General features: G+C 45.8%; 14 protein-coding genes. 1 reads left to right on the top strand and 13 read right to left on the bottom strand.

The window, feature by feature from the left end:
* Window positions 1–11 precede the first annotated feature (11 nt).
* From SB724_RS04170 to SB724_RS04135, 8 genes are all read right to left on the bottom strand, one after another.
* Window positions 12–761, bottom strand: a complete 750-nt coding sequence (locus SB724_RS04170) for a polyketide synthase (protein WP_003154094.1) — start codon at window positions 759–761, stop codon at window positions 12–14.
* Window positions 762–770: 9 nt separating this feature from the next.
* On the bottom strand, window positions 771–1,544 hold the full coding sequence (locus SB724_RS04165) for an enoyl-CoA hydratase/isomerase (protein WP_265971711.1): 774 nt from the start codon (window positions 1,542–1,544) through the stop codon (window positions 771–773).
* Window positions 1,541–2,803 carry a hydroxymethylglutaryl-CoA synthase family protein gene (locus SB724_RS04160; RefSeq protein ID WP_265971712.1) on the bottom strand — a complete coding sequence of 421 codons (1,263 nt, stop codon included), beginning with the start codon at window positions 2,801–2,803 and terminating at the stop codon, window positions 1,541–1,543. Before SB724_RS04160 ends, SB724_RS04165 begins: the two co-directional genes overlap by 4 nt.
* Window positions 2,804–2,854: 51 nt before the next feature.
* The gene (locus tag SB724_RS04155) at window positions 2,855–3,103 is read right to left on the bottom strand and encodes an acyl carrier protein (protein WP_007409841.1); all 249 of its coding nucleotides are present in this window, start codon (window positions 3,101–3,103) and stop codon (window positions 2,855–2,857) included.
* 65 nt (window positions 3,104–3,168) lie between these two features.
* A complete protein-coding gene (gene fabD, locus SB724_RS04150; protein WP_265971713.1) occupies window positions 3,169–5,409 on the bottom strand; it encodes an ACP S-malonyltransferase in 2,241 nt (746 codons plus the stop codon).
* 1 nt (window position 5,410) lies between these two features.
* Window positions 5,411–6,385: an acyltransferase domain-containing protein gene (locus SB724_RS04145; protein WP_410570166.1), complete on the bottom strand. Its 975-nt coding sequence runs from the start codon at window positions 6,383–6,385 to the stop codon at window positions 5,411–5,413.
* 136 nt (window positions 6,386–6,521) lie between these two features.
* Window positions 6,522–7,391 (bottom strand): ACP S-malonyltransferase, encoded by an 870-nt coding sequence (gene fabD, locus SB724_RS04140; RefSeq protein WP_007409838.1) that lies wholly within the window; start codon window positions 7,389–7,391, stop codon window positions 6,522–6,524.
* 314 nt (window positions 7,392–7,705) lie between these two features.
* Window positions 7,706–8,383: an MBL fold metallo-hydrolase gene (locus SB724_RS04135; RefSeq protein WP_003154103.1), complete on the bottom strand. Its 678-nt coding sequence runs from the start codon at window positions 8,381–8,383 to the stop codon at window positions 7,706–7,708.
* Window positions 8,384–9,299: 916 nt separating this feature from the next.
* Here SB724_RS04135 and SB724_RS04130 point away from each other — a divergent pair.
* Window positions 9,300–9,509 carry a hypothetical protein gene (locus SB724_RS04130; RefSeq protein WP_060561674.1) on the top strand — a complete coding sequence of 70 codons (210 nt, stop codon included), beginning with the start codon at window positions 9,300–9,302 and terminating at the stop codon, window positions 9,507–9,509.
* Between the two features lie 401 nt (window positions 9,510–9,910).
* Here SB724_RS04130 and mutL read toward each other — a convergent pair whose 3' ends face one another.
* From mutL to miaB, 5 genes are all read right to left on the bottom strand, one after another.
* The gene (gene mutL, locus SB724_RS04125) at window positions 9,911–11,785 is read right to left on the bottom strand and encodes a DNA mismatch repair endonuclease MutL (RefSeq protein ID WP_082998028.1); all 1,875 of its coding nucleotides are present in this window, start codon (window positions 11,783–11,785) and stop codon (window positions 9,911–9,913) included.
* A gap of 15 nt (window positions 11,786–11,800) precedes the next feature.
* Window positions 11,801–14,386 carry a DNA mismatch repair protein MutS gene (gene mutS / locus SB724_RS04120; RefSeq protein WP_007409829.1) on the bottom strand — a complete coding sequence of 862 codons (2,586 nt, stop codon included), beginning with the start codon at window positions 14,384–14,386 and terminating at the stop codon, window positions 11,801–11,803.
* Between the two features lie 118 nt (window positions 14,387–14,504).
* Entirely contained in the window at window positions 14,505–15,050 is a 546-nt protein-coding gene (gene cotE / locus SB724_RS04115) for an outer spore coat protein CotE (RefSeq protein WP_003154111.1), read from the bottom strand.
* A gap of 252 nt (window positions 15,051–15,302) precedes the next feature.
* Window positions 15,303–15,734 (bottom strand): regulatory iron-sulfur-containing complex subunit RicA, encoded by a 432-nt coding sequence (ricA, locus tag SB724_RS04110; protein WP_003154113.1) that lies wholly within the window; start codon window positions 15,732–15,734, stop codon window positions 15,303–15,305.
* A gap of 2 nt (window positions 15,735–15,736) precedes the next feature.
* Window positions 15,737–17,266 (bottom strand): tRNA (N6-isopentenyl adenosine(37)-C2)-methylthiotransferase MiaB, encoded by a 1,530-nt coding sequence (gene miaB, locus SB724_RS04105; protein WP_003154116.1) that lies wholly within the window; start codon window positions 17,264–17,266, stop codon window positions 15,737–15,739.
* Window positions 17,267–17,356 lie beyond the last annotated feature (90 nt).

Here is a 17,356-nt window from a genome sequence, read left to right as displayed (position 1 = left end):
AGATGTATGTCTTATACTCCGTACATCGTCGTGATTCGTTTTTTCACTTCATCATCATGAAACGTCTCATCGTGCATGATTAACTCCTTCTCAATGACGGCCGGAAGCTGCTCGCGAAACGGCGTCACCAAGTGCCTTTTCAATGTAATTAAAGAGTTTCTCGGTTTTTCCGCAAGCTCACGGGCCAATTCCTGCGCATAGTCTAGTACTTCCTGCCGCGGAAGCACCGGAAAAGGCACCCCTCTTTTCTCCAGGTCACCGCCGCGGTAGTGGCCGCCGTTTAACAGCATTTCATGGCCGAGGCTTGCCCCAAGCTTCTCCGGAACGATAAAGGTAGCGCCCATTCCGGGGGTGAAACCGTATTTCATAAAGTTTGCGGTATACACGCTTTCTTTGCTTAATATGACAAAATCACTGAAAAGCCCCATGACAAACCCGCCTCCGATTCCGTGGCCCTGCATGGCGGAAATGACAGGGATATCACATTCCAGCGCCAAAGAGTACATGCGGTCTTCCGTAAACTTCGTGATGCCCTGCTGAATCCTGAGCAGGCCTTCCTGTGTGCCTCCGGAAGCAAAGTAATGGCCGTATCCTGTTAAAATCACAGCTTTATAGACTGACGATTTTTTTATACGGGTGAATGCTTCCATCAATCCATCCGTCAGTTCTTTGGAGAAGGCGTTTTTATGGGCTTTATCCTGCATTGTCACTTGGATAATATCCGGTTCAATTTCGAGCAGTTCAACTGCGGCGTTCGGCATGATATCCTCCTAACTGTTCTCCGTTTCCCAAGGAAGCCGCCCCGTTTCTGCATAACGGAAGATGGCTGATTGGTTATCCGGATCTGAAAACATCGCTTGATTTTCGGCTAAAGCAATGGATTTCGAACGATGAACAAGGTCGTTTAAGGAATCCATGTATTTTTTATAGCGGACGACTGCTTTTTTCGACAGCGGGCGGAGGCGCAGCAAATGCTTTCTCAGCTCTGTTGCTGAGTCCGGGACGCATACGTCACAAAGTCCCCATTCAAGCGCCTGGCGTGCCGGCACGGGCTTTGTCATGATCGTCATATAATGCGCCTTTTGAAATCCGATTCTTTGAATTAAAAACGGCAGAACGCAGGCTGGATAAAGTCCGAATAACAGTTCAGATAAACTGAACGAAGCACTCTCCTCTGCAATGACGATATCGCAGGCGGCGGCAAAACCGACACCTCCCGCATTTACTTTTCCGCGGACGCGGGCGATTGTGATGTACGGCCCGGATTTTAATGCCAGCCACAAACGGTAAAGCGGCTCCTGCGATTCCGCATGCTGTATACCCTGCCTCATTTTCCGGTACATCTCATCAAAATCCGCCCCGAAACAAAATACCTCCGGCTGCCCTTCAAGCACTACGGAGGTCACGGAGTCTTCACATTCAGAAAGAACGTGCAGGCATTCCTCCACTAAACGCTCATTAATCGTATTGTTGGCTTCAGGCCGATCAAAGGTGATGAAGCAGACATTTTGCTGAAAACGGACGTTTATCGTCTCATAGGTCACGGGATCCACCTGTATTTCCGATGAAATTCCGTGATTTCTTCCAAATACAAACGAGGGCTTCCGGTATGATGGTCTAAAATGTTCGGAATCATATTCACATCCAATTTGACATTCCGGGTTCCAAACTTCACCAAACCGCTGCCTTTAAACAGTTCTTCATATTCTTCCATGGACAGCCTGTACCTGTTGTTCAGGTGCTCTTCTATTTTGAAAGAATGCTGCCGCGTTTGTCCTTCAGGCGTCACAACGCCGCTGTAAAATTCTGAACAGCACCCGGAGCCGTACGAAAAACAGCCGATCCGCTTAGAAGTGTCGAATGCCCCTTGGTCAATCGTGCTTGCAAGAGCCAGTAAAGAGGCTGCTCCCATAATGTTTCCGACTCTTTGGCAGTAGCGGAGCCCCGGCTCTACTCTGGTTTGAAAATCCTGTTCGATTTCAGCGTTTTTCGCTTTTGCAAGCTTGCGCATCATCGTCCGGTGGGCCCCTTTGACCATGCCGCCAAACGGTGTATGGAAGGCTAGATAGTGAAACGTCTCTTTGTAGTCAGCGCCCGGCACACGGTTTTTGTACTCGCGAAATGTCTGTTCACAGCAATCGAGGTATGACATCAATGACAAGTCGGCGTCACCGGCTTCACTGTCCGGGATCGGACGGCATGTATCCATCACCTCATAGCCGTAATAGCCGTTGGCGCCCGCATCCGCCTGAAATACAATTGGATTTTCACCGATCAATAAGGCGACGGCACCCGCTCCGGCGCTCGGTTCTGCGTAAGACCAATCCTCGCTTAACGCATCACCGCCTTCGGCAATTAAAAACCGGGAAATATCCGTCGCGACGACAAGCGCCTTCGCTCCGGGGGATGTCTGCGACAAAATAAAATTAAGCGCCATCTGCAAACCCGCCGTTCCTGAATAACAGGCTTGCTTCAGTTCAAATAAACGGCAGTTCCGGTTGAGGCCTAAGTAATCATGAATATATGTACTGAGTGATTTTCCGAAGTCGATGCCGGACTCCGAGCAGGTAATCAGCAGCTCGATTCTGTCTTTTTCAGCCTCTGTCAATCGGTCGATAATCGGCTTTGCCGCGTTAACGCCGAATGTAACGGGGTCTTCGTACGGAAGCGCCACCGCTTTTTCTTTCATCAGTAAATTCTCAAATCTGGCAGGGTCTAAGTTTCTGTACTCCGCCAGCTGCATGACATCAAGGTATGCCGTCCCGCCAAACACATTTATCGCTTCTATTCCGGCAGCCGCCATGAACTTCGCCTCCAATATGAATTTTGAGTTTCCGATTGTTTCACCGCTTTATCAGACAGCCTGTACCTTTTCATAAAGCTTTGCCGCCAATTCGCCGATGTTTGACACTCCCGTCAGCTCAACACGCGGGATCTGCAGTGATAATTCTTCAAGCATCATCGTGATAATTTCAGCGCGGTCCACTGAGTCCGCCCCCAGATCAACTAACCGGTCTTCCTGCGAAAGCTGTTCGCCTTCTAAATCAGGCAAAACCTCGTAGATTGTGTTCTGCAGCAATTCAAAGATTCTTTCTTTACTCATTGTCAGTTCCTCCCTGTTTCATCTTTTATGAATATTCCATGTTTTCAATCTATCATTTCGTCTTGTCAACACGTTTGCAAAAATGAACCTAACTTCTGATTCAAAAGCGAGGCCGTCTCTTCCATAAGCCGCAGGCCGATACCATCGGCATGGCGGTTTTTCCAGGACTCCAGCTCCGTACCTTTCACCCATTGATTGAAGGCGCCTAATGCCGGGCCGCAATGAATCTGGAAGTCTACCTTGGCATCCGGGTCTCCTTTAATCGCCGAAGCAGAACTTTGCCTGAAATACCATTTGAATATGAGCGCCATTTTTTGTTTCGGATTCCGTTCGACTTTTGAAATGTCTTCATTCGAATAATGAGCCTTCACTTTGTCATAAATACTGCTTACACTTGCCTTAAAATACTTCTCTTCTATTTGTCTGAGTGTCTTTTCATCAATTTCTTCAATTGAGCGGTGACGCTGATACAGTTCATGCAGCTTAGAGGCGCGAGTCGGAAAGAACAGCCCTTTCTTTAATACCTGCACCTTGCTGCCTGATTCAAACATATCGCCGGCCGGCGCGTAGGCCGTGTCCTGTACATTCATCTGCTGCAGGAGGTCCTTTACGAGGCCGCTCGTCGCTGCTTCAACGGTGCATTGGTTAATAGATCCGGTCACAATAAAATCAGCGCCGAGCATAAATGCGGCCATGGCAGCCTCGGGCGTTCCGATTCCCCCTGCGGCTCCGATGCGGACGGTTTTGCCGTATCGGTATTTTTTCATCATGTCATCTCGTAAACGGATGATCGCCGGCATGAGACTGTAAGCAACTCCGCCGTCAGTGTGGCCGCCTGAGTCAGCCTCTACGCAGATGTCATGCGCAACGGGTATTTCTCTCATCAGACTTGCTTCTTCAGCGGTAATTTTGTTTTCGGCTGCAAGTTTCTGCAGAATGTGATCAGGCGCCGGGCTGAGAAACGCTTCCGCTACTTCCGGACGGGAAAGCTTGGCGATAATCCGCTGACGCGCTATTATTTGTCCGCCGGCACCGCGTTTTAACCCCTTAGCGCGAAACCTTACTAAAGCGGGAGTAACCGTTAAAAACGCTGATGCTTCCAAGTTCTGAATCCCATGCTTCAATAAAAGATCAATCATTTTTTCTTCTGAATCTGTATGCTTCATATTATGTACAACATTTATGCCGAAGGAACCGCCGTCACGAAGCTCATGCTGAATTGACAAAATGGCGTCCTCGACGTGCGCGATGTTCAAACCGCCCGTTCCGAAAAAGCCCATCATTCCTTTTTCGGCCAGTTTGACGACCATTTCCTTCGAAGAAATTCCGCGGTACATGCCGCCGGCCAAGTAGGCGTATTTCAATTGATAATCGCGCTTAAACTCTTCATTTCCTAAAGACGCCGCCGTAATTGAGCTTTTTCCAGCCTCGGCCGGGACTTTGATTTCATCTGTTATCGGCTCCGCTTCAGCCGTAATTCTTTGAATCAGCCCCGTCAGCACTTTTCCGGGACCGATTTCCTCAAAGCTCATGTTCTTTCTTCCCATTAAGAAACGGATGCTGTCTGTCCAGTTCACAGATCCCGTTATTTGTCCGGTGAGTGTCTCTTTCAGCTCTCTCTGCTCATAGGGTCTTGCCGTCACATTTGAAATGACCGGGATGGACAGCGGCTTAAAACGGAAAGATTCAATAAAGCGTGAAAACTCTTCCTTCGCTTCCAGCATGTATCTGGAATGAAAGGCGCCGCTGACATTTAAGCGGTGAACCATTTTTACGCCGTTTACGGCTTCAAAAACGGATGCGGCTTTTTCAATATCTTCTTTATATCCGGAAATGACAATTTGCTGCGGTGTGTTCATGTTGGCGATATCAATCATATCCAAGTGATTTTCTCTTAAAACATCCGTCACCTGCTCATGAGTCAGGCCGATCACCGCTGCCATGCCGCCTCCTTTTGCGCGGCTCATCAGTTCGCCCCTTTTTTTGACCAGCTGTAAGCCTTCTTCAAAATCAAAGGCGCCCGAAGCGTATAACGCGTTATATTCGCCCAAACTGTGTCCGGCGGTAAAATCCGGTTTCAAGCCGGTCTCTTCTGTTTTTTTCAAATAACTGAGGGCATTGACGACATAGAGCGCCGGCTGAGTGAATTGAGTCTGATTGAGACGTTCTCCGTCCCGGCACAGCTCCTGAATGGAATATCCGAGAATGTGATCGGCCTTTGCGGTTAATTCAGGATAGCGGCCGAACAGGTTCTCCCCCATCCCTACTTTTTGCGAGCCTTGGCCTGGAAAAACAAAGCTGATCATCTTACAGTCTCCTTCCGGGCGGTGATAAAATGCTGTCTTCTATTTGCTGCAAATGTGTTTGTTCTTTATGAAACGGCGTCATAATGGCACGGATGCGTTCAGCCGATCCTGCAGGAAGAATCTGTTTGGCAAATGCGGCCAATGTTCCGGAAGGCCCGGCATCAATATACAATCCTTTTTGGCGGCTGTCTGCGAATTGAAGCGCTTCGCGGAATCGAATCGGCTTTCTTACGATATCCCAGAAAAAGTCCGCTTGTATATCGGTCTCAACCTCTCCGGTCGCACTGGAGATGTACGGTATAAACGGAGTCCGGATTGATTTCTGAGCTAAAAAGCGCTTGTACGGCTGTTCCGCCTGATCAACCAGCGCTGAGTGAAACCCGTAAGATACCGGCAATAGCTGATGAGGAATCTGCTTTTCTCTCAGATCGTCCATGATCTTTTTGATATGTTCCCGCTCTCCCGAGATGACAAAGTGAGAATGATAGTTTACAGATGCCAATTCACTATGTTCGCCGAGCAGCGGATCATCTTGATATAAAGCCGGATCACCCAGTATCGCAAGCATGCTGCCGTTACGGCAAGTTTCCGTAACGATTCGGGCCTGTTCCAGCACGCAATCTAAAGCATCCTCGGCGCTCAGCACGCCCGACACAGCGGCCGCTGCATACTCTCCGAGGCTTGCTCCGATCACATAATCGGGACGTATGCCTCTTTGCTCCAAAGCATATGCAAGTGCGTACTCAGCCATAAAAATGGCAGGATGGCTGAAAAGAAGGCGGTCAAATGGATCAGACAGACGATTGCCTGTATGATACATCTCTTTTAGGACAGAGAAACCGAAACGGCTGACTGCAAAATCGTCCAAGTCAAGCATTTTCTGCCGAAAAGCGGCGTTATGTGCAAATAGCTCTTTCCCCATTTGATAGTATTGGGAACCCTGTCCAGAAAACATGAAAACAATTGGCTGGTTCATTTGTTCTCCTTTTTGCTGCTTATTTTTTTAAAATATTGATTTGTGAGTTTTTCGTGATGTCGTGTGCAGGTGAAGTGGTCGTGATGTTGTATGGCTGGCACTATTGTGTGAGATAAGAATTTTGACTTGCGTTCCGCTACATGGCGGGTGAAGCTTCAGTTTCTTTTTTGATGCGGTGAATAAGCCCTGTCAGCACATGGCCCGGGCCGACTTCTTCAAATTCCATCCGCCCTTTGTCCAGCAGATAGCGGATGCTGTCGTTCCATCGCACTGAATGGTCGATCTGATCGGCCAGAACGGAGTGGATTCCGTCTTGCTCGTAAGGTCTGGCATGCACATTAGAAATGACGGGAATTGATATAGCAGAAAAATGAAATGACTGTAAAAATTTTTCGAACTCTTGTTTTGCTTCGCTCATATATCTCGAGTGAAAAGCGCCGCTTACGTTTAACGGATGAAACATCGTAACGTCTTTTAATCCTTCGAATACGCTTTTGGCTCTTTCAATGTCTTCTTTGCGTCCGGATATGACAACTTGGTGAGGAGAATTCATATTGGCAATATCAATCGTATGTAATCCGTGCGTTTGAAGGGTGTCTGACACTTGAGCTGCAGTTAACCCCATAACAGCGGCCATTTTTCCGTCAGTGGCCATACTCATTAATTCGCCTCTTTTACGGACAAGCTGCAGGCCGGTAATAAAATCAAAAGCACCTGCTGCAAACAGCGCATTATATTCTCCCAAACTGTGCCCGGCCACATAATCCGGCTTTATGTCATTGTCTTGGATTTTTTTCAAATAGCTTAACGCGTTTACAACATATAAAGCAGGCTGGGTGAACTGCGTCTTATGAAGATTGGAATACGGATTCTCAAGACAAAGCCGTTTCATGGAATATCCGAGTGTTTCATCAGCCTGCTCCGTTAAGTCTTTAAATTCATCAAACAATGAGCTCCCCATTCCCTGCTTTTGAGAACCTTGTCCGGGGAATAAGTATGTGATCATTTTCTCAGCCATCCTTTCTCGGATTCAGATAAGAAGCATGTTCAAGTTGATAGTAACTGCACAAAAATACCATGTCAAGTTAATTTATCCTATGCGAACTCCTGAATAATGCCTATTTTTCCCTGCCGGAAGTCGGGCTCAGGGCTTTCGGAACAGGCGTAAGCAGAATGTCCCATCCGGCCTGCCCGGCGTTCTCTTCCGCAAACTCCCGTTACTCAGCCATTCATCACCAGAAATCTAGTAATAACTACCATTCCATTTCAGAAGTTCCTTGCTTCAAAAGAAAAGCTAGTTAGATAGAACTAAATTACACATTACTTAAAATGAAACAGCCCTTTTTGATTTTTTCTGTTGCGGAAATTCACGAAATGTTCTTTTTTTTCAATCTGAAAGTAAATATTGTTTTTCAAAAGACTCTCCATTTTTTGACCCGGCTTCTCCCCGAAGGAGTGCCCCGGATACACGCGCACATGCGGCGGAATGGAGGCTTTGATCCTCTGTATACTGTGAAACATGTCTTCAGCTGAGCTGCCCCTGTCCTCACATATCCCGCACCCTTCTGTAAACACGGTGTCACCGGTAAAAAGATGATCAGATAGCAAATAGCACATTCCCCCGGCCGTATGTCCCGGGGTCAGTATACTTCTGATGATAAACCCTCCGGCCGCAAAGGTTTGGCCGTCTTCAAGCGCTATTAAGTTTCTGCACCGGAATTGATAGAAATCGATTTCCGCCGACGACATGTATATATCAGAATGATAGATTTGCTGAAGCGGCTCCGCCAAGTTTACATGGTCATAATGCGAATGTGTTAATAAAATAGCTGATAAATCAACATCCAATTCATGCAGTTTATCGGTTATTTTATCGATTTCCCAGGACGGGTCCACCGCTATCGCAGATTTTTTTGAGCGGTCTGCGATAATATAACAATAGTTGGACCACATCTGGTGATAAGTTTTGATTTGATGCACTTCATATGTATGATCCATTGTCACCATTCCCATTTAAAAGATCCGGGCAGACTGCTGCCGCCGCCCAGCCGACTGTAACCACTTTACCAGATGACACCACGTTTTTCCATGGATTTTCCGGTAAAGTTAAAAAAACTTTCTGCTCCCGCCAAAAGCACCAGTCTGGACCTTTTTTACAAATTGCTATGCTGATATATAAGGAAATTAGAATATTAATTTAGATGAATTCTTTAGGGAATTTTATTCAGAAAATGAAGGATGAATATGAGTTTCGGATAATAAGAAAACAAATTTAGCTTTTGTTTTGAAAAGCAATTGCCGAAGCGGCCGAAGGGGATAATCAGTTTTTAGAAATGATCCGCAATCAAGATTATTATTTTAATCCTTTTCTTCAAGATAATACCGAATTGCAACATTATGTTGACATTAACATAATTGAACTTAGAAAAGTACGGCGTGATTTACACTCTTTTCAAATCAGCCCTAGCTGCAACAATTCACGAAAGCGCCGCTCAGCTTTTTACTGTGCAAAAACAAAACTAACATAAAATCATTAAGTGTAAAAAGTAAATATTAAACATTAGACAAATAGACTATGTTATATGGGTCGGAGTTTACCGCTCAAGGTAAATTGCCCTGGGATGCAAAAGCACTAAGAGCAGATTGGGATGCAATACCTGCTAAAGTTAAAGCTGCTATGGGTGGAATTGGCGTTTTGAAATAATTCTTAATACGATCGACAATTTTACTGGTACAGTTGAAGATGCGTGCTATGCGATGCTCTAAAAGAACTGGCAACCCAACAGCCGCTTGGTGGATTACTAAAACTCTTAGGCTTTTCATTTAAACGGGGCTATTGTTGGTGTTTAACAAATTTATCCTGTGTTAAGCTTTAAAGTGATTATTTTCTAACGTGTTAAGATCGGAGGTAACTATGGAAGATAAAAGTAACGCTGAACCGAGCCCAAAAGCTATAAGAATTCTAACTTACATCATTCCTATAGTTTTAATAGGACTTATCCTTGTTCTTAAGAATATTAATACCGCAACAGCAGAAATTTCATTTTATATCGTTGCTGTCGGTGTGGTTCTCTTAGTGGTTTTCAGTTTGATCAAAAATAGAAAAAACCGCAGGAAGAACTAAATGTAAGGGGGGCTAATTACTAGTCCCCCTTGACTAACTTGCGGATAGTATAACCCGCCAAATTCCAATTTTATTTAAATTCTTCACAAATAACATGAGATTTTTCAGGAACCGTTTTCTCCAATTATTTCACTATTAATGCAGTCAATGGACGATATAGACGGTTACACCAATCACAGGATACTACATCGCCAACCCCAAATACTCTCCAAAAACAATTTTTATATGACAGAAAAGCAGCTGGATGTTAAACAAATCATTTTCATGATTGACGGCATACCAATGCACCAATTATGCCAGAAATTAAAAAACTCAAAAGTTATCTCTGAAAGGCTGGGTCATTCAAACTAGTAAGGCTGCTTGTGGGCAAATAACGGTTTAGTCTCACATAAACGTTGTTATTACATCACACGCTTAAACATCTTCTCCATCTCATACGTACTGTGGTGGATAATGATCGGCCGGCCGTGCGGGCATGTGAACGGGTCTGTCGTTCGGCGCAGGTCGTCCAAGAGCGCTTTGATTTCGTCGTTTCGCAAATGGCGGTTCGCTTTGATTGAGCCTTTGCAGCTCATCATAATGGCCGCTTCCTCCCGCAGTTTTTTAATATCGATCTGTTTGGCGTCAAGCACCTGCTGAATGATTTCTTCAATCAGTTCAGCTTCTTCCCCTTTTGGAAACCAGGCAGGATGGCAGCGGACGATGTAGCTGTTCGTGCCGAATGCTTCTAAAAATACTCCGACGCTTTCAAGCTCATGCTGATGCTGGTCAATGATCAGCGCTTCATTTGCCGCGTAATGAAAGGTGAGCGGCACGATCATATCCTGCACTTCAGGCTCGACCTGCCCGACTTTCTCCCGGAAATATTCGTATTTAATCCGTTCTTGTGCCGCATGCTGGTCAATGATATACAAGCCGTTTTCGTTTTGGGCTAAAATATATGTCCCGTGCATTTGGCCGATCGGATACATCACCGGAACTCTTTCTTCCCGTATTTCTTCAGAGACAGCTTCCGGTTCCGGAATATCTGAAACAGGCGCTGCCGTTTCGGGCATACCGAGCTCCGGTGGCACTCCGTGATCCGCTTCATTCGGGAGGATCTCTTCTTCTATTATTACCGGCTCAGGCTCTTTTACGACCGAACTCAGCTTCATTGGTGAGTAAGACGGCTCCGGCGTTTTTTCAGGAAGTTTCCGCTCAGGCGCGCTTTCCTCGAATGTCATAAATTGCTGTTCGTTTTTGGCCGGTGCCGGCGCTGATTTTTTCGGGAGCTGGGCGCTCGGAATAAGCCGCTGCTTTTGAAACACTTCCTTTATCCCGTCACGGATCAGCTCATGCAGCTCCGTCTCTTTGCTGAGGCGGACTTCAAGCTTCGACGGATGGACATTGACATCAACCAAAATCGGGTCCATCGTAATTTCGATAAACGTAATCGGATGGCGGCCGATCGGCAGAAGTGTGTGATAGCCCTCATGCACCGCTTTTACAAGCGGGAAATTCTTAATGTATCTTCCGTTAATGACAGATGACATGTAGTTTCTGGATGCACGCGTGATTTCCGGAAGCGCAATGTAGCCCTTGACTTCAAAATCAAGCGAGCTGACATGGAGCGGTATCATTTTTTTCGCAACCGCCGTCCCGTAAATTGCGGCCAGCACATGGCGCACGTCCCCGTTACCGTTTGTCTGCAGCAGATTTTTCCCCTGATGGCGGAGACGGATGGATACTTCCGGATGCGCAAGAGCGATCCGGTTGACAACATCCGTAATATTGCCGAGCTCCGTATGCACGGTTTTCATATATTTCAATCTGGCGGGTGTATTGAAAAACAGGTTGGTAACGATAATCTCCGTTCCTTTTCTGCTGGAGGATTTCTGTTCAGAAATGATATTCCCGCCCTGAAGAATGAGATGGGTTCCCGCTCCCTCGCCGATGCTCGTTTTAATTTCCAGATGAGAAACAGACGCGATACTTGGCAAAGCTTCTCCACGGAAACCGAGTGTTCTCACCCGGAACAGGTCGTTTTCATCTTTGATTTTACTGGTCGCGTGGCGGCGGAAAGCCCGCTTGCAATCATCGGTTTCCATCCCTTCGCCGTTATCGAGCACCCGAATCGACGAAAGCCCCGCTTCCTCTATGTCGATTTCAATGACTGTGCTGTTTGCGTCGATGGCGTTTTCCACCAATTCTTTAACGACTGAGGCAGGCCGTTCGACCACCTCGCCGGCCGCTATTTTATTTGAAAGTTCATCTGACAGCTGGATGACTTTTGCCAAGTCCGTCACCTCTTTCTATTTTAATTTTTTTTGCAGCTTGTACATTTCATTCATCGCTTCAAGCGGCGTCATATCGAGAATATTGATTGACTTAAAGGCTTCAAGCACTTGTTTTTCTTTATTAGAAACAGCCGGTGCCTTCTGTTCTTTTTCACCGTCAGCAAAAAAGGACAGCTGTGCCGGTTCTTCTCTGACGGCGGACTTTTTCTCAGATACCGCCGGAAGCTCCGGTTTATCTCCCGTCTGCTCAAGCTGTTTCAAAATCTCCTGCGCGCGGCTGATCAGATCGTCCGGGAGCTCGGCAAGCTGGGCGACATGAATGCCGTAACTTTTATCTGCGGCTCCTTCTTTGATTTGATGGAGAAACACGACCGTTCCGTTATATTCCTCTGCGCGCACATGAACATTTTTCAGCTGAGGAAGCTTATCTTCAAGCACCGTCAGCTCATGATAATGCGTGCTGAACAGTGTTTTAGCGCCGATATGATCATGGACATATTCAATAATCGCCTGTGCCAGCGCCATTCCGTCGTACGTTGATGTCCCGCGGCCGATTTCATCAAACAGGATCAGGCTGTCTTTTGTGGCGTTCACAATCGCGTTTTTCGCTTCCAGCATTTCCACCATAAAGGTGCTTTGTCCGGAAATCAAATCATCCGCTGCCCCGATTCTCGTGAAGATTTGATCAAAAATCGGCAGAACCGCTTCTTTTGCGGGCACAAAACAGCCGATCTGGGCCATGATCGATAGAAGTGCAATCTGTCTCATATACGTGCTTTTACCTGACATATTCGGACCCGTAATCAGGAGCATTTCCCGCGAATCGCCCATCAGGCAGTTGTTCGGCACGTATTCTTGACTGTCCATCACCTTTTCAACGACGGGGTGTCTCCCTTCAATGACTTTTACTTCATTATCAGAAAAGACGGGCTTTGTGTAATGCCTGTTTTCACTGATCGTAGCAAAGCATTGCAGTGCGTCCAGCTCACTCATTTGTTTGGCAAGACGCTGCAAGCGCGGAATAAATTGTTTCACCTTTTCACGCAGCCCGGCAAAAAGCTCATATTCCAGCTCGCAGATGTTGTTTTCCGCTTCTAAAATAAGCGCTTCTTTTTCCTTCAATTCCGGCGTAATGTACCGTTCGGCGTTTGTGAGGGTCTGCTTCCGCTCATACCGTCCGTCTTCAAGCAGATGAAGGTTTGCTTTTGTGACTTCAATATAATAGCCGAACACTTTATTGAAACCGACCTTTAATGAACGGATGCCCGTATAAGCGCGTTCCTGCTGCTCCAGTCTGGCAATCCAGTCTTTACCGTTTTTGCTGGCGTCACGGTACTCATCGAGCTTCTGATGATAGCCGTCTTTAATTAAATTGCCTTCTTTTAATGATAACGGCGGGTTTTCATGAAGGGCTTCTTCTAACAGGTCAAGCAAATCTCCGCACGGATCAATCAAGCCGGCGCGTTCTTTTGCTTTTTTATGGTTAAGAGACCCTACAAGCTCTTTGATGCTCGGCACTTGTTTTAAAGATTCTTTCAGCTGGATTAAATCTCTTGCGTTGACGTTTCCGAATGCGACCCGGCCCGCCAGACGTTCTAAATCGTATACTTCCTTCAGGCGCTCTCGCAGATCTTCACGCTCAAACAGATGATTGATCAGCGTCTCGACCATTTCCTGGCGTTCTTCGATTTGGGATGCCCTGATCAGCGGGCGGTCAATCCATTGTTTGAGAAGCCGGCCGCCCATCGCTGTTTTCGTCTCGTCTAAAAGCCAAAGCAATGACCCTTTTTTGCTTTTCGAACGGATCGTTTCCGTCAGCTCAAGATTCCGTTTTGAATACAGGTCAATTTTCATCGCTTCTTCCAATTCATATACTTGAACCGGCTGCAGGTGATCCAGGCTCCGTTTTTGCGTTTTCTGCAAATACGTATATAAACGCATAAACGTCTCTGTCAGCTCTTCGCCCGGCAAGTGCTTTGCGATTTCAATGCGTTCTGTTATTTCCCCGTCTTCGATGGAAATCGTTGCGCCGCACCGTTCTTTCAGCTGAGCAGCTGTATGTTCGTTAAACTTGCTTGATACGACAATTTCCTTTGCGCCGACTGAGTAAATTTCTGACATGACATCTTCAATCCGCTCAATAAATACGGCCAGGTTTTCTCCGGTCGTTAAGTCCGATAAAGCGAGACCGTATCCGTCACGGAATTCGGAAACGGAAGCGATAAAGTTGTTTTCCGACTCGTGGATGCCTTTTCCATCCATCACGGTTCCCGGTGTGATCAACTGGACGACTTCTCTTTTCACAACGCCTTTAGCCGCCTTCGGATCTTCCGTCTGCTCACAGATCGCCACTTTATAGCCCTTTTTAATCAGCTGTTCAATATAAGCCGCCGCGGAATGATACGGCACGCCGCACATCGGAATTTTATCAGCCGAACCTCCGTCTCTGCTTGTCAGTGTAATTTCAAGCTCTTGTGACGCTTTTTTTGCATCTTCAAAAAACATTTCATAAAAGTCACCAAGCCGAAAAAATAAAAAGGCATCTTGGTGCTCTGCCTTTATCTTCAAGTATTGCTGTATCATAGGCGTATAACTAGCCATCATTTAATCCCTCACTATGTATCTTCTCTTATCCGAATCCCATTATAACATAAACAAAAGAGTGATATCTTTATATATAAAAAAGAGACTTGGGGTGTTAAACTCCCCTAGCCTCAACTTATTCTTCAGGATCTCCGACTAAAAATTCAGGGTTAATGTCCTCTAATTCTTCATCAAGATCGTCTTCCCAATCATCATCATCGTCTTCTTCCCAGTCAGGATTGACTTCGACGACGACTTTCGTTTCACCGACCACTTCTGCTAAAAATTCTCTCTCTGCCTGAACCACGATTTTATTTCCGTTAGGAGAAATGGTGACTTCAAGACAATTCGGCTGCTGCAGCACTTTGGCAATGACTTCGTGTTCGTCATCTAAGTAATTTGTGTCTCTGTATCTGAGTTTAATCACATCGACATACTTTACTCTCTCGGTTACAACTTCCGTTTTTGTATTATCGGCGTAAGAGTACCAGACGTTTATATCATAATACCCTTCAATTTCTACAGTCTTCCCGATCTTTTCGGCATCGTACTTGTGGTTGATAATCCAGCCGCCCAATATACTTGACGGTTTTTCTCCAGGTGAGATCGTGTTGGTGCATTGGGTGAATTTTCTTCCTTTCGCAACTACCGCTTTCGTAATAATTTCCCTGTATTCAGACATTCCGGCAGGCCTCCTTGTTCTTCTTCGTGTTATCTTATGCTGGGCATTTGTCTCATGTGCATTTTTATAATAAAAATATAAAAATACAAAGTTTCTGTTTCATTGTATGCAGCCCTGCCCAGAAACTTTACTTTTAAGTATGATAAAACTTTCCAGTAAAATGGGACAAAACGGTGAATCGATGAAAATTTAGTACATATTACAATTAGTTCTAAAACAGCAAAAAAACACGGGCCGAAGAAGGCCCCGTGTTTAAATAGAACAGCTGTTATTCGAATGTTTTACTTTTGAACCGGTTTCTCCCGTCAGCAGGTTGCCTCCGGTAGATGTAATGATTTCGTTTGTCACCTGATTTGAGATCGTATGTGCGACAAGCTGAAGAAGGTCATTGACCTCAATCTGGGAATCTCTGAATTCCTGAATGATCGGAATCCCTTCAAGCTCTTCCTGCAGGGCGTCAATTTTACTTTCCACTTGTTTCAGCGCTTCAAGCTTTTCGTAGTGCTTCAGGTTAACGGCTTGCTTTTGCAGGGTTTTAATCTGATTAATAATCGCAGAGACTTTTTCATTTTCGTTAATCTGCGCCTCAGCGCGTTTGAAAAAATCGACTTCTTCTGTTTCAGAAATCATTTTCGCAAGGTTCCTAGCCTGCTGTACAATGTCTTTCTTAGAGTAAAGCGTCATTATTATTTCACCTCGATTGCTTCTCCTGCCATCACACCGTCAAGCGACCATGTTTTCGCCTGTTCGATTTTGACGCGTACAATCTTGCCGATGGCGTCTTTCGGCCCTTTGAAGTTGACGAGCTTGCTTTTTTCCGTATAGCCGGCAAGAATGTCAGGGTTATTTTTGCTTTCTCCCTCAACTAATACTTCGACAGTCCTGCCTTCATATTCCTTCATTTTTTTGGCTGAAATTTCTTTCACCAAATCATTGAGGCGCTGAAGACGTTCTTTCTTGACCCTCATCGGAACATTGTCTTTCATCTTCGCTGCCGGCGTGCCTTCACGAGGAGAGTAAATAAACGTATATGCGCTGTCAAATTCCACTTCGCGATATAACGAAAGCGTTTCTTCAAATTGTTCATCGGTTTCATTCGGAAAACCGACAATAATATCGGTCGTCAGTGAAGCGTTCGGCATCGCCGCTTTAATTTTTCCGACAAGCTCCAGATAGCGTTCTCTGTCATATTTGCGCGCCATCATTTTTAACATCGCTGAGCTTCCTGATTGAACCGGAAGATGGATATGGTCAAGAAGGTTGCCGCCTTTGGCGAGCACCTCGATCAGATGATCATCAAAGTCACGCGGATGACTCGTCGTGAATCGGATTCTCGGAATATCAATTTTACGCAGTTCGTCCATTAAATCACCGAGACCGTACGTCATATCCTCAAAATCTTTTCCGTACGCATTCACGTTTTGACCGAGCAGCGTGATTTCTTTATAGCCTTCGCTTGCAAGTCTTCTGACTTCCTGAATAATTTCCTCAGGACGGCGGCTTCGTTCTTTTCCGCGGGTATACGGTACGATGCAGTATGTGCAGAACTTGTCACAGCCGTACATAATGTTGACCCAGCCTTTAATTTTTCCGTTGCGGACTTTCGGAAGGTTTTCAATGACATCCCCTTCCTTCGACCACACTTCAATAACCATCTCTTTTGATAAATATGCCTCTGATAACAGTTCCGGCAGACGGTGAATGTTGTGCGTGCCGAAAATCATATCGACAAACGGGTGCTTCTTAAGGATGCGGTTTACGACTGATTCTTCCTGTGACATGCAGCCGCAGACGCCGAGAATCAGGTCCGGGTTATTTTTTTTGAGCGCCTTTAAATGGCCGAGCTCTCCGAACACTTTGTTTTCAGCATTTTCCCGGATAGCGCAAGTGTTTAATAAAATAACGTTCGCGTCATCAACCGAATTTGTCGCTTCATAACCGAGCGCCATAAAAATACCCGCCATGACTTCCGTATCATGCTCGTTCATTTGGCATCCGTACGTGCGGATATAAAATTTCCTGCCTTCACCGAGGCCTTTAAATTCTTCTGAGATTTTAAAATCGTTATGATATTGAACGGATTCTTTGCCCCGTTTTTTCGCATCTTTTAAAGAAGGCGGAATATATACGGCTTCAAAATACTTGCTGTAATCCTTTTCGGATTTTTTGTCCGCCGGATTCACTTGTCCGCTTTCCTGCTTTTGCTTTTCATTCATGTTCGAATGTCTCCTTTCAACCGAAACTTCCACCCTCAAGTATACTGGTTAAAAGCGTTTGGCACAACCGCCAGCCTATTATTGTACACC

The organism is Bacillus sp. SIMBA_031 (genome assembly GCF_046535225.1).
GTDB lineage: Bacteria > Bacillota > Bacilli > Bacillales > Bacillaceae > Bacillus > Bacillus velezensis.
This window is presented reverse-complemented; position numbering and strand designations above follow the sequence as displayed.